The 18655-nt window shown below is 63.6% G+C and carries 13 protein-coding genes; all 13 read left to right on the top strand.

Going from position 1 to position 18655, the window contains the following annotated elements:
- Window positions 1-88 precede the first annotated feature (88 nt).
- The 13 genes from ACPS74_RS14920 (at window position 89) to ACPS74_RS14860 (ending at window position 18629) form a co-directional block, all read left to right on the top strand.
- The gene (locus ACPS74_RS14920; RefSeq protein WP_026222806.1) at window positions 89-442 is read left to right on the top strand and encodes a hypothetical protein; all 354 of its coding nucleotides are present in this window, start codon (window positions 89-91) and stop codon (window positions 440-442) included.
- A 71-nt stretch (window positions 443-513) separates the two neighbouring features.
- Window positions 514-1161, top strand: a complete 648-nt coding sequence (locus ACPS74_RS14915; protein WP_029648687.1) for an SCO family protein — start codon at window positions 514-516, stop codon at window positions 1159-1161.
- A gap of 117 nt (window positions 1162-1278) precedes the next feature.
- A complete protein-coding gene (locus tag ACPS74_RS14910) occupies window positions 1279-2046 on the top strand; it encodes a M48 family metallopeptidase (protein ID WP_029648688.1) in 768 nt (255 codons plus the stop codon).
- Window positions 2043-2570, top strand: coding sequence for a DUF3280 domain-containing protein (locus ACPS74_RS14905; RefSeq protein ID WP_029648689.1), 528 nt, complete (start codon window positions 2043-2045; stop codon window positions 2568-2570). The genes ACPS74_RS14910 and ACPS74_RS14905 overlap by 4 nt, the downstream gene beginning before the upstream one ends.
- Window positions 2571-2585: 15 nt before the next feature.
- Window positions 2586-3578 (top strand): bifunctional enoyl-CoA hydratase/phosphate acetyltransferase, encoded by a 993-nt coding sequence (locus ACPS74_RS14900; protein ID WP_029648690.1) that lies wholly within the window; start codon window positions 2586-2588, stop codon window positions 3576-3578.
- A gap of 287 nt (window positions 3579-3865) precedes the next feature.
- The gene (gene pheS / locus ACPS74_RS14895) at window positions 3866-4945 is read left to right on the top strand and encodes a phenylalanine--tRNA ligase subunit alpha (protein ID WP_029648691.1); all 1080 of its coding nucleotides are present in this window, start codon (window positions 3866-3868) and stop codon (window positions 4943-4945) included.
- A 194-nt stretch (window positions 4946-5139) separates the two neighbouring features.
- The gene (pheT, locus tag ACPS74_RS14890; RefSeq protein ID WP_029648692.1) at window positions 5140-7554 is read left to right on the top strand and encodes a phenylalanine--tRNA ligase subunit beta; all 2415 of its coding nucleotides are present in this window, start codon (window positions 5140-5142) and stop codon (window positions 7552-7554) included.
- A gap of 92 nt (window positions 7555-7646) precedes the next feature.
- Window positions 7647-7943 carry a hypothetical protein gene (locus ACPS74_RS14885; RefSeq protein WP_239754896.1) on the top strand — a complete coding sequence of 99 codons (297 nt, stop codon included), beginning with the start codon at window positions 7647-7649 and terminating at the stop codon, window positions 7941-7943.
- Between the two features lie 500 nt (window positions 7944-8443).
- Window positions 8444-8959 (top strand): 50S ribosomal protein L10, encoded by a 516-nt coding sequence (gene rplJ / locus ACPS74_RS14880; RefSeq protein ID WP_018407366.1) that lies wholly within the window; start codon window positions 8444-8446, stop codon window positions 8957-8959.
- A gap of 42 nt (window positions 8960-9001) precedes the next feature.
- Window positions 9002-9379 (top strand): 50S ribosomal protein L7/L12, encoded by a 378-nt coding sequence (gene rplL / locus ACPS74_RS14875; protein ID WP_029648694.1) that lies wholly within the window; start codon window positions 9002-9004, stop codon window positions 9377-9379.
- Window positions 9380-9556: 177 nt separating this feature from the next.
- A complete protein-coding gene (rpoB, locus tag ACPS74_RS14870; RefSeq protein WP_029648695.1) occupies window positions 9557-13693 on the top strand; it encodes a DNA-directed RNA polymerase subunit beta in 4137 nt (1378 codons plus the stop codon).
- Between the two features lie 156 nt (window positions 13694-13849).
- On the top strand, window positions 13850-18028 hold the full coding sequence (rpoC, locus tag ACPS74_RS14865; RefSeq protein WP_029648696.1) for a DNA-directed RNA polymerase subunit beta': 4179 nt from the start codon (window positions 13850-13852) through the stop codon (window positions 18026-18028).
- Between the two features lie 103 nt (window positions 18029-18131).
- Complete coding sequence (locus ACPS74_RS14860; RefSeq protein WP_029648697.1) at window positions 18132-18629, top strand: AAA family ATPase; 498 nt, start codon at window positions 18132-18134, stop codon at window positions 18627-18629.
- Window positions 18630-18655: the final 26 nt, after the last annotated feature.

Here is an 18655-nt window from a genome sequence, read left to right as displayed (position 1 = left end):
CATGTCCGCCCCGTTCGGCGCGGTCTGGGCGCGACAGCGCTTGGCGAATGCAAAAGGGCGCGATAAGTTCCCGCCGGGAGAAAGTCCGATGAAGCTACGCTTGGCGATGATCGGCGTCGTCGCCGCCGCCGGCGTCGCGCAGGCGGTCGGCGCGACGAAGCCGCGAACGGCGCCGGCGAAGCTGGCGCAAACAGTCGATCTGGAAAACCAGCGTCCCGTGCCGCTGAAAAGCTTCGAGATCGTCATGGCGGCAAAAAACAAAACGGCGCCGGAGGCCATCGTCGGCAAGCTCGATAAGCCGCTGGCCGCCGGAGGCCGCACGCGGTTTCCGATCACCGGCGCCAGAGGCTGCCGCTTTGAGGCGCGTTGGGCGTTCGACGACGCGAAAGATTCAGGCGACGTGGACTTATGCAATGACGCCCATATAGTTTTCGCGGATTAATCCTATTCGCGGTCCGCTCAGCGGACCCGCTGCGGCGCGCGCCGCCCATGACAACAATCAGGAAACGCACGATGGCCAACGGATCGAAGGGTGGCGCAAAGGGAGTCAAGCGCGGCGCAAAGGGCGCACAAACCGCCAGCGGACAAGGCATTTCGAAGCCGCTGTTGATCGGCGTCGGCGCTGTCTTCGCGCTCATGTTCGGCGCCTTTGTCTACTTCACCAGCGGCAAGCCCACGACGTCGACGGAAACCATCGGCGGACCTTTTCAGCTCACCGCGCATACCGGGCAGCAGGTGACAGAGCAGGATTTTCTGGGCCGCCCCTTCCTCGTCTTCTTCGGCTATACGCACTGTCCCGACATTTGTCACACCACGCTCTTCGAGATGTCGGAGATCTTGCGGGCGATGGGGCCCGATGCGAAAGTCGGCGCGCTGTTCGTCACCGTCGATCCGGAGCGAGACACGCCCGAGGCTCTCAAAGATTATCTCTCCAATTTCGATCCGCGCATCATCGGCGTCACCGGTCCGCGCGCGTCGCTCGATCCCGTGTTGCGCGAATATCGCATCTTCTCTAAGCGTGCGCCCGGCAAGGAAGAGGACTATTCCGTCGACCACACCACTGTCGTGTATCTGATGGACAAGAACGGCCGCTTTGTAAGCCCGTTCAACGTGGCGCGACGCCCCGCCGAAGCCGCGCGTGAGCTTGAACGCCATCTGTAGCGCGCGCAGTCGCCTGCGTCGGAGAGCGCGCAAAAAGGCAACGCAAGGGAAATATTTTCATCAAGCTGCAATTTTGGAACTCGCGACTCATATGGCCTTTGCGCTAGCATGAGCGTTATGCTTCGACTCCTGCGCCAAGGACCGACGCCAACTGGCGGCGCGTCAATTCTCACATTGGTCCACGCCGGCGAAACAATTCTCGTCGCTTTGCGTCGGTCACAGAATGCGCGGCGGTTCACTTTGCGTGTGCGCTTCGCCGCACGCGATGCGGTGTTGACGATGCCGAAGCGCGCGTCATTGCGCGATGCGCGAGATTTCGCCCAGCGCCACGCCGCCTGGCTCGCTTCGCGTCTCGACAGGCTTCCGGCGACCATTCCTTTCGCGCATGGGTCGGTCGCGCCTCTTCGCGGCGTCGATCATATGATCGCCCATCATCCGGACCGCCGGGGGGTCACCTGGATCGAGCCGAGAGACGACGCCGAGGCTCCCTTCACGCTTTGCGTCGCCGGACAGACCGAACATGTGCACCGCCGCGTTCAGGATCACCTGAAGCGGGAGGCGCGGCGCGACCTCGAAGAGGCGGTCGCCCGCCACACTGGCGCACTGAGTCTCCCGCCTCGCGGCGTCGGCCTGCGCGATCCGATCAGCCGATGGGGATCATGTTCGGCCTCCGGCTCGTTGAACTTTTCCTGGCGGCTGATCATGGCGCCGCCGTTCGTCCTCGATTACCTCGCCGCCCACGAGGTCGCGCATCTCGTGCATCTCGACCATTCGCCGCGATTCTGGAAGCTGACGCGGCGGCTCTGCGCCGACACGGATCACGCCGAAGCCTGGCTCTCCGCCCATGGGGCGCACCTCCACAAATATGGAGCCAAGGCGCGATGATCGACCGCCGCGGCCTGCTCGGATGCGCCCTGCTCCTGCCCCTCCCGCTGTCGCAAGCCGCGTCGGCGCTGGCCGAAGAGCCGCGCAAACGCCTGCTCGTTCTCGATTTCGAGCTGGTCGACACGTCAAACGAGCCTGTCGACCAAAGCGCCGAGCATGCAAAGCGACTGGCGCGGGCGCGTGACGACATCGGCGCGGGACTCGCCGCGCGGCGCGTCTATGACGTCGTCGACCGGGCTCCCATCGCGGCGGATCTCGACGCGATCTTGAAGCAAACCTACATTCGCACCTGCAACGGCTGCGAATTGTCGCTCGCCCGCAAGGCCGGCGCCGATCTCGTTCTGACGGGCGTCGTCAACAAGGTCAGCACGCTTATCCTCAGCATGGGCGTGTCAATCGCGCGCGTCTCGACGGGCGAATTGATCTATCATCAAGGGTTCGATTTTCGCGGGGATAATGATCAATCCTGGACGCGCGCGACGAAATTCTTCGTCGATCGCATCGCCCGTGATCCGCTGAATTGAGCCAGGGAGGACCGTATGAGCCAGAGCGCTGGCTGTGAACCGACGGCGACGTCGCGACCCCCCTGGTCGATGGTGGCGCAGGCCCGCGCGCGCGGCGCCTTGCTCGACGCGCTCGTGCGCCGGGCGCAGGCGCTGCCGCCCATCCGCATGGGCGTCATCCACCCTTGCGACGCGCGCTCGGTCGAAGGCGCGATCGCCGCGCGCGACAAAGGGCTGATCGTCCCGACGCTTATCGGACCGCGAGCGAAGATCGAGGCGGCCGCGCAGGCGAGCGGGGTCTCGCTCGAAGGCGTCGAGATCGTTGACGCGCCGCACAGCCACGCCGCCGCCGATCAGGCGGTGGAGCTCGTGCGCCGCGGCCGGCTGCACGCGCTGATGAAAGGCGCGCTGCATACGGACGAACTGATGACCGCGGTCATCCGCGACGGCGCGGGACTGCGCACGGACCGGCGGATCAGCCATGTCTTCGTGATCGACGCGCCGTACTACCACAAATTGCTGCTCGTCACGGACGCCGCGATCAATATTGCGCCGACGCTCGACACCAAGCGCGACATCGTGCGCAACGCAATCGATCTCGCGCATGCGATCGGCATCGAACGTCCCAAAGTGGCGCTGCTTTCGGCCGTGGAGACGGTCGAAGGAAAAATCCCGTCGACCATCGAGGCGGCGGCGCTCTGCAAGATGGCCGACCGTGGCCAGATCGCCGGCGCCGCGCTTGACGGTCCGCTGGCCTTCGACAACGCCATCTCGCGCGAAGCGGCCGACGCCAAGCACATAGAGTCCGAGGTCGCCGGCGACGCGGACATTCTGGTCGCGCCCGATCTCGAGGCTGGCAATATCCTGGCGAAGCAGCTCGTCTTCCTCGGCGGCGCCGACACCGCGGGGCTGGTGCTCGGCGCGCGCGTGCCGATCGTGCTGACGAGCCGCGCCGACGACGTCGATTCGCGCGTCGTCTCTTCGGCGCTGGCGCAGATTTTCACCCATCGGCCGCGCGCCGCGCCGTAGAGCGCGCTGCGAATAAGTGGAACCCGGTTTTTCGCGCAAAGCGGGCGCGCCCAAATGCAGCGCGATCTAGCGTTCTCGACAGAACGCGCCCCACGTGGCAAAACCGCCGCCGCCCGACAGATTTCCCGAAATGGGCGGCTGACCTTCACCCGCATGCTTCGAGACGGCTCCAGCGGAGCCTCCTCAGCATGAGGGCGCAAGCGGCGCGCTTTACGTTTCCCTCGTCCTGAGGAGCCCGCGGAGCGGGCGTCTCGAAGGACGAGGAAACGTCCACATTAGAAACCCATATGACCGACCTCGCCAAACTCGAAGAAGATACGCTGCGCCAGATCGACGAGGCCGCCGACGAGGCGGCGCTCGAAGCCGTGCGCCTCTCCTCGCTCGGCAAGAAGGGCGCGATTTCGGCGCTGCTCGCAACGCTTGGAAAAATGTCGCCCGAGGAGCGCAAGACCGAGGGCGCGAAGATCAATGCGCTAAAAGACAAGGCGGCCGAGGCGATCGCCGCGCGACGCGAACGGCTTGCCGAAGCGGCCTTGGAAGCGCGCCTTACGGCCGAGACGCTCGATATGACGCTGCCTGCGCCGGCGGGTCCGCTGGAGCGCGGGCGCATCCATCCGATTTCGCAGGTCACGGACGAGCTCTCCATCATCTTTGCCGATATGGGCTTCGCGGTCGCCGAGGGACCGGACATCGAGAGCGACGACTATAATTTCACCAAGCTCAACTTCCCCGAAGGGCATCCCGCGCGGGAGATGCAGGACACGTTCTTTCTGACCACCGACTCAGGCGAGAAGCGGCTGCTGCGCACCCATACGAGCCCGGTGCAGGTGCGCACCATGCTGTCGCAGACGCCGCCGATCCGAGTCATCTGCCCTGGCCGTGTCTACCGCTGCGACTTCGACCAGACGCATACGCCGATGTTCCATCAGATCGAGGGACTCGTCATCGACGAGACGACGCATCTTGGACATCTCAAATGGACGCTCGAAGAATTTTTAAGGAGCTTCTTCGAGGTGAAGGGCGTCAAGCTGCGCTTTCGACCCTCCTTCTTCCCCTTCACCGAACCCTCGATGGAGGTCGATGTTCAGTGCCGACGCCAGGGCGGCGAAATCCGCTTCGGCGAGGGCGAAGACTGGATGGAGATTCTGGGCTGCGGCATGGTGCATCCCAATGTGCTGAGAAATTGCGGGATCGATCCCGACCGCTATCAGGGCTTCGCCTTCGGCGTCGGCGTCGACCGGCTGGCCATGCTGAAATATGGCATGTCGGATCTGCGCGCCTTCTTCGACGCCGACACGCGCTGGCTGGAGCACTATGGGTTCAGGCCGCTCGACTTCCCGACGCTCGCGGGCGGATTGAGCAGCTAGCGACAATCTCTCCCGCGTCATGGCCGGGCTTGTCCCGGCCATCCACGTAACGCCAAACAGTAATAGAGACACAAAACCAGAATGGCGCCGCTCACTTTCATTATTCCGCAGCCTCACGGCGTGGATGCCCGCGACAAGCGCGGGCATGACGAGTCCTTGGCGCCTGCGCTCGACAACTTCAAAGTTCTCAACAAATGAAAATCACGCTCTCCTGGCTCAAGGAACATCTCGACACGTCGGCCTCGCTCAGCGAGATCGTCGAAACGCTGACGCGCATCGGCCTTGAGGTCGAATATGTGCACGACCCCGCCGCGCAGCTCAAAGACTTCACCATCGCGAAGGTGATCGAGGCGACGCCGCATCCAAACGCCGACCGCTTGCGCGTCTGCATGGTCGACACGGGGAGCGGCGCGCCGGTGCAGGTGGTCTGCGGCGCGCCCAACGCCCGCACCGGCATGAAGAGCGTCTTCTCGGCGCCGGGGACATATATTCCAGGCAAGAAGATCACGCTCGGCAAGGGCGTCATCCGCGGCGTCGAGTCGCTCGGCATGCTGTGCTCTGCGGCTGAACTCGAACTTTCCAACGATCATGAAGGCATCATCGATCTGCCCGACGACGCGCCGGTCGGCGCGGTCTATGCGCAATGGGCCGGGCTCGACGATCCGATCATCGAGATCAATCTGACGCCCAATCGCCCTGACGCCGCCGGCGTCTACGGAATCGCGCGCGACCTCGCCGCGGCGGGCCTGGGCGTCCTCAAGACCAAGGACATTTTGCCAGTTGAGGGCAAGTTCCCCTGCCCTGTCGGCGTGACGCTGGATTTCGCGCAGGAAGACAAGCATCTCGCGCCCTTCTTCGGCCTGCGCCTGGTGCGCGGCGTCAAAAACGGACCCAGCCCCGCCTGGTTGCAGGCGAGGTTGCGCGAAATCGGCCTTCGTCCGATCAACGCGCTGGTCGACGTCACCAACTTCCTCACCTTCGATCGCGCACGGCCGCTGCATGTCTTCGACGCGAAAAAGGTGAAGGGCGATCTTGTCGTGCGCCTTGCGCGAAAAGGCGAGAGCCTGCACGCGCTCGACGGGCGGACCTATGAACTCGACGAAAGCATGGTCGTCATCTGCGACGGGGCCGGACCGGAATCACTTGCGGGCGTCATGGGCGGCGAGGCCTCAGGCTGCGATGAATCGACGACCGACGTGCTGATTGAGACGGCGCTGTGGGACCCGATGAATATCGCGCACACCGGCCGCAAGCTCGGCATTGTCACCGACGCGCGCTACCGTTTCGAGCGCGGCGTCGATCCGGCCTTTGCGCTGCCGGGGATCGAGCTCGCGACGCAGCTCGTGCTGGAATTCTGCGGCGGCGAGCCGTCCGAACTCACGCTCGCCGGCGAATTGCCGCTGCTCTCGCGCGCCATCAACTTCCCCTGGAGCGAAACCAGGCGGCTCACGGGCCTCGACGCGCCGCGTGAAGACGCGGCGAAGATTCTCGAGCGCCTCGGCTTCAGCGTCGAGAACGCCGGCGCCGACATCGCCCATGTCGCCGCGCCAAGCTGGCGTCCGGACATCGAGGGCAAGGCCGACATCGTCGAGGAAATCGTCCGGATGATCGGCGTCGACAATGTGCCCTCGACGCCGCTTCCGCGCGCCGAGGGCGTCGCGCCGTCCGTCCTGACCATGATGCAGAAGCGCGCCCGCAACGCACGCCGCGCGCTCGCCGGCCAGGGCCTCGTCGAGGCGGTGACCTGGTCCTTCGTCTCCAAGGAGCAGGCGGAGGCGTTTGGCGGCGGCAAGCCGTCGCTGGCGCTCGCCAATCCGATCGCCGCCGATCTTTCCGACATGCGGCCGAGCCTGTTGCCGGGCCTCGTGGCGGCCGCGGGCCGCAACGCCGCTCGCGGACTTGGCGATCAGAACCTGTTCGAAGTCGGCCAGATCTTCCTCGATGCGACCGAGACCGGCCAGCGCCTCGCAGCGGCGGGCGTGCGGCGCGGACTGGCGGGCGCCGGGCGCCACTGGTCAGCGCCGGCGCGCGCGGCAGGCGCTTTCGACGCCAAGGCCGACGCCATGGCGCTGCTGAATGCGCTCGGCGTCGCTGCCGGCGGCCTGCAGATCGTCTCCGGCGGGCCGACATGGTTTCACCCCGGCCGCTCGGCGACGCTGCAATTTGGGCCAAAGAACATCGTCGGCCATTTCGGCGAACTGCATCCGCGCGCGCTGAAAGTCATGGACATCGAGGGACCCATCGCGGCTTTCGAGATCATTCTCGACGCGCTCCCCGCGCCCAAGGCGAAGCCGACCAAGATCAAGCCGAAGCTGGACATTTCGGATCTTCAGCCGGTTTCGCGCGATTTCGCCTTTATTGTCGATCGCACAGCGGCTGCCGGCGATCTGGTGAAGGCGGCGCAGGGCGCCGATCGGATTCTGATCACCGATGTCTCCGTCTTCGACGTCTATGAAGGCAAGGGCGTCCCCCAGGGCAAGAAATCGATCGGCGTCGCCGTCACGCTGCAGCCGCGCGAAAAGACTCTGACGGACGCGGAGATCGAAGCGGTGGCCCAGAAGATCGTGGCGGAGGCGCAAAAGAAATGCGGCGCGACGCTGAGGGGATGAGGGGCCGTCGTCTCCAGCGACATGAGGCTATCAAGAGCCGTGAAGCGGCCGCTGGATGGCTTTTTCGCGCCGCTCGTCGCAGCGGCTTGTCCTTGGCGATTGCGGCAGCCCTAGCTGTTTTCGCCACTCCCGCGCTCGCCGCGCCGCGAAGCATCGACGATTGCGAAGCGATCAAGGAGGCGGACGCCTATAACCGCTGCCTCGCCTCCTTCGGGCCCATGCGCGGCCAGCATGGGGCGACCTATCCCGGCGTCGCCGCCGAAGGCGGCCACAGCGGGAAAGCTTCGGGCCACAGCGCCTCTCGCCCGCCGTCTCGCTCCGGCGCCGCGCGGCTTTTCTCCAGCCGGGGCGGCCGCGTTCGGATGGAGTTCACGCCGGGACGGCGGTAACGCGGCTGAACTGGGTGAGAAACGTCGTTTTTCCCCTTGGCAAACTGCTCCAGTCCCCTTAAATAGACGATCCGGGGCTGGCCAATCGACCTGCGGCCCCCTTTTCAGTTTTGAGCTTCCGCCTCGACTCAAGTCCTTACAGGGCTTAGGAAAAGGCGGTGGATAGGCCGGCGGACCCGGGGGTTCTCCCTCGTGTCCCGTCCGGCCATGTCCTGTCCGAGACTGCCGGCGCACGCAAGGGGCTTCAACCCTGTAGCGGCTCAATCGGCCCAAGGAAAGGCGGAGCGATCCGTCTTCTCGAAGGCGGCCTGCACAGACGGGGAAACCGGAATTTTAGAGGCCGCAAGCGGGCTTCCCGCGTGCGTCCTTCGAATTTGGTTCGCGCCCCTTCAACCGCCGCGGCGTTGCGCCGTGACGGGGACAGGATCTACGGCGCCGCTCGCCTCAAGCGAGCGGCATGTCGCAACCGGCGGGATTTCCCGCCAGTAGAGAGAGCAACCGTGGACAGAGCGGAGAAAAAGGAAGCGGTCGCGGCGTTACGCGAAGTCTTTTCGAAGACCGGCGTCGTCGTCGTCGCTCACTACTCCGGCCTGACCGTGGCCCAGCTGCAAAACCTGCGCAAGCAGGCCCGCAATGCTGGCGCGACGGTCCAGGTCGCGAAGAACCGCCTCGCCAAGATCGCTCTCGATGGCGCCGACGTCGCCTCCATCGCGCCCCTGCTCAAGGGGCCGACCCTGATCGCCTATTCGGACGATCCGGTGGCGGCGCCGAAAGTCGCCGTGGCCTTCGCCAAGGACAACAACAAGTTTGTCATCCTGGGCGGCGCCATGGGCAAGACTGCTCTGAATCCGGACAGCGTCAAGTCGCTTGCGACGATGCCGTCCCTCGACGAACTGCGCGCCAAGCTCGTGGGCCTTATCCAGGCGCCCGCGACCAAGATCGCTCAGCTCTCGACCGCGCCAGCCGCCAAGCTCGCGCGCGTCTTCGGAGCCTACGCCAATCGAGACGCGGCCTAAGAGGCCGACAACCAGACAAACCAAATTCAAAGGACGCAACAAATGGCAAATCTTGAAAAGATCGTCGAAGACCTCTCGGCGCTGACCGTCCTCGAGGCGGCTGAACTCGCGAAGCTCCTCGAAGAGAAGTGGGGCGTTTCCGCCGCCGCCGCCGTCGCCGTCGCCGCCGCTCCTGGCGCCGCCGCCGCTGCGCCGGTCGCGGAAGAGAAGACCGAGTTCAACGTGATCCTGGCCGCGGCCGGCGAGAAGAAGATCGAGGTCATTAAGGAAGTCCGCGCGATCACCGGCCTCGGCCTGAAGGAAGCCAAGGACCTGGTCGAAGGCGCGCCCAAGCCCGTCAAGGAAGGCGCGACCAAGGACGAGGCCGAGAAGATCAAGGCCGCCCTCGAAAAGGTCGGCGCCAAGGTCGAACTCAAGTAACGCGTCCGCCGCCTTTGGCGGCGTTGCGATCGTCGCAGCCCCGGCGCGCCGGGGCTGCGGCCAATAAACAAAAGGCGCTCACGGACGCGGGAACCCGCCGCAAGACGAGCGCCTGACGGGCAAGGACCTCTCGCAGCGGGATGGTCGGCCAACGAAGAAAGAGGCTCGAAAAGCGACATGGCTCAGACGTCGGCGAGAAAGTTCACCGGTCGCAAGCGCATCCGCAAATTCTTCGGACATATCCGCGAAGCGGCGGAAATGCCGAATCTGATCGAGGTCCAAAAGGCCTCCTACGATCAGTTCCTCCTTGTCGACGAGCCGAAAGGCGGCCGTCCTGACGAGGGGCTGCAGTCCGTCTTCAAGTCCGTCTTTCCGATCTCCGACTTCTCGCAGGTCTCCCTGCTCGAATTCGTGCGCTACGAGTTCGAACAGCCGAAATATGACGTCGACGAGTGCCGCCAGCGCGGCATGACCTACGCTGCGCCGCTCAAAGTGACGCTGCGCCTCATCGTGTTCGATGTCGATCCCGATACGCAGGCGAAGTCGGTCAAGGACATCAAGGAGCAGGACGTCTACATGGGCGACATGCCCTTCATGACGTCGAACGGCACCTTCGTCGTCAACGGCACCGAGCGCGTCATCGTCTCGCAGATGCATCGCTCGCCGGGCGTGTTCTTCGACCACGACAAGGGCAAAAGCCATTCTTCGGGCAAGCTGCTGTTCGCCGCCCGCATCATTCCCTATCGCGGATCCTGGCTCGACATCGAGTTCGACGCCAAGGACATCGTCTATGCGCGCATCGACCGCCGCCGCAAGATTCCGGTGACGTCGCTCCTGTTCGCGCTCGGCCTCGACGGCGAAGAGATTCTGTCGACCTTCTACAAGACCATCCTGTACACCCAGGATGGCGAGAACTGGCGCATGCCGTTCGACGCCGAGCGCATCAAGGGCGTGAAGGCTGTCGCCGATATGGTCGACGCCGACACCGGCCAGGTGATTCTCGAGGCCGGCAAGAAGCTCGCCGTGCGCGCCGCGCGCCAACTCGCCGAGAAGGGCGTGAAGGCGATTCGCGTCGCGCCCGAAGAGCTCTACGGCCAATATCTCGCGCAGGACCTCTTCGACCCCGCCACCGGCGAGATTTTCGCCGAAGCGGGCGAGGAGATCACCGTGAAGACGCTGCCGCTGCTGATCGAAAAAGGCTTCGATGAGCTGCCGGTGCTCGACATCGACCACATCAATATCGGTCCGTACATCCGCAATACGCTCGCCGTCGACAAGAACTCGATCCGCGAAGAAGCGCTGTTCGACATCTACCGCGTCATGCGTCCCGGCGAGCCGCCGACGATGGACACGGCGGAAAACATGTTCCACTCGCTGTTCTTCGATCCGGAGCGCTATGATCTCTCGGCCGTCGGCCGCGTGAAGATGAACATGCGCCTCGATCTCGACGCGCCGGACACGACGCGGACGCTGCGCCGCGAGGATATCCTCGCGGTCGTCAAGGCGCTCGTCGATCTGCGCGATGGTCGCGGCGAAATCGACGACATCGACCATCTCGGCAATCGCCGCGTGCGTTCGGTCGGCGAACTGATGGAGAATCAGTATCGCCTCGGCCTGCTGCGCATGGAGCGCGCCATCAAGGAGCGCATGTCGTCGGTCGATATCGACACGGTCATGCCGCAGGATCTGATCAACGCCAAGCCGGCGGCCGCCGCCGTGCGCGAATTCTTCGGTTCGTCGCAGCTGTCGCAGTTCATGGACCAGACCAATCCGCTGTCGGAGATCACGCATAAGCGTCGTCTCTCGGCGCTTGGCCCGGGCGGACTGACCCGTGAAAGGGCGGGCTTCGAGGTGCGCGACGTGCACCCGACGCATTACGGCCGCATCTGTCCGATCGAGACGCCTGAAGGTCCGAACATCGGCCTGATCAATTCGCTCGCGACCTTCGCCCGCGTCAACAAATACGGCTTCATCGAAGCGCCGTATCGCCGCGTGCGCGACAGCAAGGTGACCGGCGAAGTCGCCTATCTGTCGGCGATGGAGGAGGCGAAATATCACGTCGCTCAGGCGAACGCGCAGGTCGACAAGGACGGCAATCTGACGGAAGACCTCGTGCTCTGCCGCCACGCCGGCGACGTCATGCTCGTGCCGCGCGAGAAGGTCGACGCGATGGACGTGTCGCCCAAGCAGCTCGTATCGGTGGCCGCGGCGCTCATTCCGTTCCTTGAGAACGATGACGCCAACCGCGCGCTGATGGGCTCGAACATGCAGCGCCAGGCCGTGCCGCTCGTCAAGGCCGACGCGCCGCTCGTTGGCACCGGCATGGAGCCGATCGTGGCGCGCGACTCCGGCGCCGCCATCTCGGCGCGCCGCACCGGCGTGGTCGATCAGATCGACGCGACCCGTATCGTCATCCGCGCGACGGAAGAACTTGATCCCGGCAAGCCCGGCGTCGACATCTATCGGCTGATGAAGTTCCAGCGCTCGAACCAGTCGACCTGCATCAACCAGAAGCCGCTCGTCCGCGTCGGCGATCTTGTGGTGAAGGGCGACATCATCGCCGACGGTCCGTCGACCGACCTTGGCGATCTGGCGCTCGGGCGCAATGTGCTCGTCGCCTTCATGCCTTGGAACGGCTACAACTTCGAGGATTCGATCCTCCTCAACGAGCGCATCGTCAAGGACGACGTGTTCACCTCGATTCACATCGATGAATTCGAGGTGATGGCGCGCGACACGAAGCTTGGTCCGGAAGAGATCACCCGCGATATTCCCAACGTTTCGGAAGAGACGCTGAAGAATCTCGACGAGGCGGGGATCGTTTATATCGGCGCCGAAGTGCAGGCGGGCGACATTCTCGTCGGCAAGATCACGCCCAAGGGCGAAAGCCCGATGACGCCGGAAGAGAAACTCCTGCGCGCCATCTTCGGCGAAAAGGCCTCCGACGTGCGCGACACGTCGCTGCGCGTGCCGCCGGGCGTTCAGGGAACCATCGTCGAAGTGCGCGTGTTCAACCGCCACGGCGTCGAGAAGGACGAGCGCGCCCAGGCGATCGAACGCGAGGAGATCGAGCGTCTCGCCAAGGACCGCGACGACGAGCTCGCGATCCTGGACCGCAACGTCTATACGCGTCTGTGTGAAACGTTGATCGGCAAGGTCGGCATCGCCGGCCCGAAGTCCTTCAAGAAGGGCGAGAAGCTGACTCAGGCGATCCTCGACGAATATCCCCGCTCGCAGTGGTGGACCTTCGTCGTCGAGGATGACGCGCTGATGGCGTCGATCGAAGCCGTGCGCAAGCAATATGACGAGTCGAAGAAGGGGCTTGAGAACCGCTTCCTCGACAAGGTCGAGAAACTGCAGCGCGGCGACGAACTGCCGCCCGGCGTGATGAAGATGGTCAAAGTCTTCGTCGCGGTGAAGCGCAAGATTCAGCCCGGCGACAAGATGGCCGGCCGTCACGGCAACAAGGGCGTCGTTTCGCGCATCGTGCCGCAGGAAGACATGCCGTTCCTCGAGGACGGCACGCCTGTCGACATCGTGCTCAATCCGCTCGGCGTGCCGAGCCGGATGAATGTCGGACAGATTCTCGAGACGCATCTCGGCTGGGCCTGCGCCGGTCTCGGCAAGCAGGTCGGCCAGGCCGTCGACGCGTATTATCGCAGCAAAGACATCAAGCCTTTGCGCAAAGCGTTGACGGAAATCTACGGCGATGATCCGGAACTCGCCTCGCTCAGCGAGGCGAGCCTCGTGGAAGTCGGCAAGGATCTGAAGCGCGGGGTTCCGATCGCGACGCCGGTGTTCGACGGCGCGCGCGAGAAGGACATCGTCGAAATGCTGGAGAAGGCGGGACTAGCCTCGTCAGGCCAGGTGAGGCTCTTCGACGGACGCACCGGCGAGACCTTCGACCGTAAGGTGACCGTCGGCTACATCTACATGCTGAAGCTGCATCATCTCGTCGACGATAAGATCCACGCGCGCTCCATCGGCCCCTACTCGCTCGTCACCCAGCAGCCGCTGGGCGGCAAGGCGCAGTTCGGCGGACAGCGCTTCGGCGAAATGGAGGTCTGGGCGCTCGAAGCCTATGGCGCCGCATACACGCTGCAAGAGATGCTGACCGTGAAGTCGGACGACGTCGCCGGCCGCACCAAGGTCTATGAGTCGATCGTGCGCGGCGACGACACCTTCGAATCGGGCATTCCGGAGAGCTTCAACGTGCTCATCAAGGAGATGCGCTCGCTGGCGCTGAACGTCGAACTGACCAACGCGGAGCCGGAAGAGGAAGCGCCGCCCACAGCGGCCGAGGCGGCGGAGTAATCCCTGCCGATGAAGCTGCAGAACGTCATTGCGAGCGAAGCGAAGCAATCCAGGATTGCTTCGCCGTTTCGCGTCTCGCGGTAACGTTCTGAATAAGGATTTCACGGCGCGCGGAAATGGCTCGAAGCCGCATTCGCAGCGCCCTAGGAGAAGACCATGAATCAGCAAGAGGTCATGAATCTCTTCAATCCGGTCGTGGCGACGCAGGCCTTCGACCAGATTCAGATTTCGATCGCAAGCCCGGAGAAGATTCTTTCCTGGTCTTACGGCGAGATCAAAAAGCCCGAGACGATCAACTACCGCACGTTCAAGCCAGAGCGCGACGGACTATTCTGCGCGCGCATCTTCGGTCCGATCAAGGACTATGAGTGCCTGTGCGGCAAATACAAGCGGATGAAATACAAGGGCGTCATTTGTGAAAAGTGCGGCGTCGAGGTCACCCTCGCGCGCGTGCGGCGTGACCGCATGGGCCACATCTCGCTCGCCGCGCCCGTCGCGCACATTTGGTTTCTGAAGTCGCTGCCCTCGCGCATCGGCCTGTTGCTCGACATGACGCTCAAGGATCTTGAGCGAATCCTCTATTTCGAGTCGTATATCGTCCTCGACGCGGGCCTGACGCCGCTCAAAGAGCGTCAGTTGCTGTCGGAAGACGAATATGTGCGCGCGCAAGACGAATATGGCCAAGACACGTTCACGGCCATGATCGGCGCGGAAGCGATCCGCAAACTTCTTGAGTCGATGGACCTGGAAGCGATCGCCGCGTCGCTGCGCATCGAGATCTCCGAAGCGAAGACCGAGCTCAAGCCCAAGAAGCTGGCCAAGCGCCTCAAGATCATCGAGGCCTTCCTCCAGTCGGGCAATCGCCCCGAATGGATGATCCTCAAGGAAGTTCCGGTCATTCCGCCGGATCTGCGTCCGCTCGTGCCGCTGGACGGCGGCCGCTTCGCGACATCGGATCTGAACGATCTCTACCGCCGCGTCATCAACCGCAACAATCGTCTGAAGCGGCTGATCGAATTGCGCGCGCCGGACATCATCATCCGTAACGAGAAGCGCATGTTGCAGGAGGCCGTCGACGCGCTGTTCGACAACGGCCGCCGCGGACGCGTGATCACGGGCGCCAACAAGCGTCCGCTGAAGTCGCTCGCCGACATGCTGAAGGGCAAGCAGGGCCGCTTCCGCCAGAACCTGCTCGGCAAGCGCGTCGATTATTCCGGCCGTTCGGTGATCGTCGTCGGTCCGGAGCTGAAGCTGCATCAGTGCGGCCTGCCCAAGAAGATGGCGCTCGAGCTGTTCAAGCCCTTCATCTATTCGCGTCTCGACGCCAAGGGCTATTCGGCGACCGTCAAGCAGGCGAAGAAGCTCGTCGAAAAGGAAAAGCCGGAAGTCTGGGACATCCTCGACGAGGTCATTCGCGAGCATCCGGTGCTGCTGAATCGCGCGCCCACTCTGCACCGTCTCGGCATTCAGGCGTTCGAGCCCGTGCTGATCGAGGGCAAGGCGATCCAGCTGCATCCGCTCGTCTGCGCCGCCTTCAACGCCGACTTCGACGGCGACCAGATGGCCGTTCACGTGCCGCTGTCGCTTGAAGCGCAGCTCGAAGCGCGCGTGCTGATGATGTCGACGAACAACATCTTGCACCCGGCCAATGGTCAGCCGATCATCGTGCCGTCGCAGGATATCGTTCTCGGCCTCTATTATCTCACGCTTGAGCGCGACGGCGAACCCGGACAGGGCATGGCTTTCTCGAGCCAGGGCGAGATTGAGCACGCGATCGCCGCCAAGGCGGTCACGCTCCACACCAAGATCAAGGGCCGCGCCTGGACCTATGATGAAAAGGGCAAGCGCGTATCGAAGATTTTCGACACGACGCCCGGCCGCATGATGCTCGGCCAGCTCATGCCGAGACATGACAAGATTCCCTTCGACGTCGTCAACAGACTGATGACCAAGAAGGAAATCTCGAACATGATCGACACCGTCTACCGCAACTGCGGTCAGAAGGAGACGGTCATCTTCTGCGATCGCATCATGTCGCTTGGCTTCCGCGAAGCCTTCAAGGCGGGAATCTCCTTCGGCAAGGACGACATGGTCGTGCCGGAAAACAAGGAGGCGATCGTCTCCGAGACGCGCGCGGCGGCCAAGGAATATGAGCAGCAATATAACGACGGCCTGATCACTCAGGGCGAAAAATACAACAAGGTCGTCGACGCCTGGATGAAGTGCACCGACAAGCTCGCTGAGGAGATGATGCAGCGCATCTCGTCGGTGAGCAAAGACGAGCACGGCCGCGACATGCCGATCAACTCGATCTATATGATGTCGCATTCCGGCGCGCGCGGCTCGCCGCAGCAGATGAAGCAGCTCGCCGCGATGCGCGGACTGATGGCCAAGCCCTCGGGCGAGATCATCGAGAGCCCGATCATCTCGAACTTCAAGGAAGGCCTCACCGTCCTTGAATACTTCAACTCCACGCACGGCGCCCGCAAGGGTCTCGCCGACACGGCGTTGAAGACGGCGAACTCGGGCTATCTCACGCGACGCCTCGTTGACGTTGCGCAAGATTCCATCATCTCGTCGACCGACTGCGGCTCCCAGAACGGCATCCGCATGCGCGCGATCATCGACGCGGGACAGGTCGTCGCCTCGCTGACATCACGCATCCTCGGCCGCACGGCGGCGGAGGCTCTGATGTCGCAGGACGGCAAGACCGTGATTGTGCCTGCCGGCGAGATGATCCAGGAGCAGCACATCGACGCGATCAACGCCGCCGGCATTCAGGAGGTGAAGATCCGCTCGGTCCTGACCTGCGAGGCCAAGAACGGCGTCTGCGGCAAGTGCTATGGACGCGATCTCGCGCGCGGCACGCCCGTCAATATGGGCGAAGCCGTCGGCGTCATCGCGGCGCAGTCGATCGGCGAACCGGGCACGCAGCTCACCATGCGCACCTTCCATATCGGCGGCGCGGCGCAGCTGGCTGACCAGTCGTTCATCGAGTCGAACTTCGAGGGCAAGGTGCATGTGCGCAATCGCCATCTCGCCCGCAACTCGGACGGCGATCTCATCGTCATGGCGCGTAACGTCGCCATCGTGATCCTCGGCCCGAATGGCGAAGAGCGGGCGGTGAACCGCCTCCTCTATGGCGCCAAGATGAAGGTCGACGAGGGCGACAAGGTGAAGCGCGGCCAGCGACTGGCCGAGTGGGACCCCTACACGCGTCCGATCATCAGCGAAGTCGACGGCGTCATCGGCTTCGAGGAACTCGTCGAAGGGCAGTCGATGTCGGAGACGGTCGACGAATCGACCGGCATCACCAAGCGCATGGTCATGGACTACCGCCTCAACCTGCGTTCGGCGAGCCTGAAGCCCTCGATCCTGATCAAAGGCGCCGATGGCAAGATCGTCAAGCTGGCCCGCGGCGGCGACGCTCGGTACTTGCTGCCCGTCGACTCGATCATCGCCGTCGAACCCGGCGGCACGGTGAAGGCCGGCGACATTGTCGCGCGTATTTCGGTGGAGAGCGCCAAGACCCGCGACATCACCGGCGGTCTGCCGCGCGTCGCGGAGCTTTTCGAGGCGCGCCGTCCGAAAGATCACGCGATCATCGCCGAAATCTCCGGCACGGTCGCCTTCGGCAAGGACTATAAGAACAAGCAGCGCATCACCATCACGCCGACCGAGGAAGGCGCGGATCCGGTCGAATATCTGATCCCGAAGGGCAAGCATATCCATCTTCAGGATGGCGACGTCGTGGAGAAGGGCGATTACATCGTCGACGGCAATCCGGCGCCGCATGACATTCTGGCGATCAAGGGCGTGGAGGAGCTTGCAGCTTACCTCGTCAACGAGATCCAGGAGGTCTACCGGCTGCAGGGCGTCAACATCAACGACAAGCACATCGAAGTGATCGTGCGTCAGATGTTGCAGAAGATCGACATCGTCGATCCGGGCGACACCGGCTTCCTCGAAGGCGAGCAGGTCGACAAGCTGGAGCTCGAAGAGGCGAACGCCAAGGCGCTCGAGAATGGCGGCAAGCCTGCGACAGGCACGCCGGTGCTTCTCGGCATCACCAAGGCTTCGCTGCAGACGCGCTCCTTCTTCTCGGCCGCCTCCTTCCAGGAGACGACCCGCGTCCTCACCGAGGCCGCCGTCAACGGCAAGATCGATCCGCTGGTCGGACTCAAGGAGAACGTCATCGTTGGCCGGCTCATTCCGGCCGGCACCGGCGCTGCGATGTCCAAGTTCCGCGCCGTCGCGGGCGGGCGCGACGAACTCATTATCGAGCAGCGCGCCGAAACCGCTGAACCTGCGCCGGCGCTGCCGCCGGCGGAGTGAGGCTGCGCTACACGCTAAGATCGAAAAGGCCGCCCTCGCCGGGCGGCCTTTTTCAATATGACGCCGAGTTTCGTTTTCGAATTCCGACTGGCGGATGATGATCGTGACTACGCATCAACCCACCCTCCATTTGGTTTGCGGCAAGATCGCCGCCGGCAAATCGACGCTCTGCGATCGCCTCGCCGCGGCGCCGGCGATCTTGCTGGTCAGCGAAGACAGGTGGATAAAGCGCCTTTACGGTCCCGAGATGCATTCGGTGGATGATTATGTGCGTTACTCGGCGCGTTTCCGCGATGTGATGGGCCCGCATATAGAGGATGTGCTGCGCGCGGGGCTGTCGGTCGTCCTGGATTTCCCGGCGAACACCGTCGCTACTCGGCAATGGATGCGCGGCATTTTCGAGAACGCCGGCGTCGCGCATCAGCTTCATTATCTGAAGGCTTCAGACGCTCTTTGCAGAGCGCGCATGCATGCGCGTTACGCTCGCGGCGAGCACGAGTTCCTTGTAACAGACGATCAGTTCGACTTAATCACGAGCTATTTTGCGCCTCCGGCGCAGTCTGAGGGTTTCAATACCATCGTCTATCGAGAATCGGACTGATGCATACCCGCCCAATTCTCAAGAAA

It is taken from the genome of Methylocystis sp. SB2 (assembly GCF_049817085.1).
GTDB lineage: Bacteria > Pseudomonadota > Alphaproteobacteria > Rhizobiales > Beijerinckiaceae > Methylocystis > Methylocystis rosea.
Note: the sequence above shows the minus strand (reverse complement) of the source record. Positions and strands in the feature narration are given on the sequence as shown.

What these genes read in the sequence shown, in the direction of transcription:
- ACPS74_RS14920 (WP_026222806.1), top strand. Translation starts at nt 89, where the DNA reads ATGAAGCTACGCTTGGCGATGATCGGCGTCGTCGCCGCCGCCGGCGTC.
- ACPS74_RS14915 (WP_029648687.1), top strand. Translation starts at nt 514, where the DNA reads ATGGCCAACGGATCGAAGGGTGGCGCAAAGGGAGTCAAGCGCGGCGCA.
- ACPS74_RS14910 (WP_029648688.1), top strand. Translation starts at nt 1,279, where the DNA reads ATGCTTCGACTCCTGCGCCAAGGACCGACGCCAACTGGCGGCGCGTCA.
- ACPS74_RS14905 (WP_029648689.1), top strand. Translation starts at nt 2,043, where the DNA reads ATGATCGACCGCCGCGGCCTGCTCGGATGCGCCCTGCTCCTGCCCCTC.
- ACPS74_RS14900 (WP_029648690.1), top strand. Translation starts at nt 2,586, where the DNA reads ATGAGCCAGAGCGCTGGCTGTGAACCGACGGCGACGTCGCGACCCCCC.
- pheS (WP_029648691.1), top strand. Translation starts at nt 3,866, where the DNA reads ATGACCGACCTCGCCAAACTCGAAGAAGATACGCTGCGCCAGATCGAC.
- pheT (WP_029648692.1), top strand. Translation starts at nt 5,140, where the DNA reads ATGAAAATCACGCTCTCCTGGCTCAAGGAACATCTCGACACGTCGGCC.
- rplL (WP_029648694.1), top strand. Translation starts at nt 9,002, where the DNA reads ATGGCAAATCTTGAAAAGATCGTCGAAGACCTCTCGGCGCTGACCGTC.
- rpoB (WP_029648695.1), top strand. Translation starts at nt 9,557, where the DNA reads ATGGCTCAGACGTCGGCGAGAAAGTTCACCGGTCGCAAGCGCATCCGC.
- rpoC (WP_029648696.1), top strand. Translation starts at nt 13,850, where the DNA reads ATGAATCAGCAAGAGGTCATGAATCTCTTCAATCCGGTCGTGGCGACG.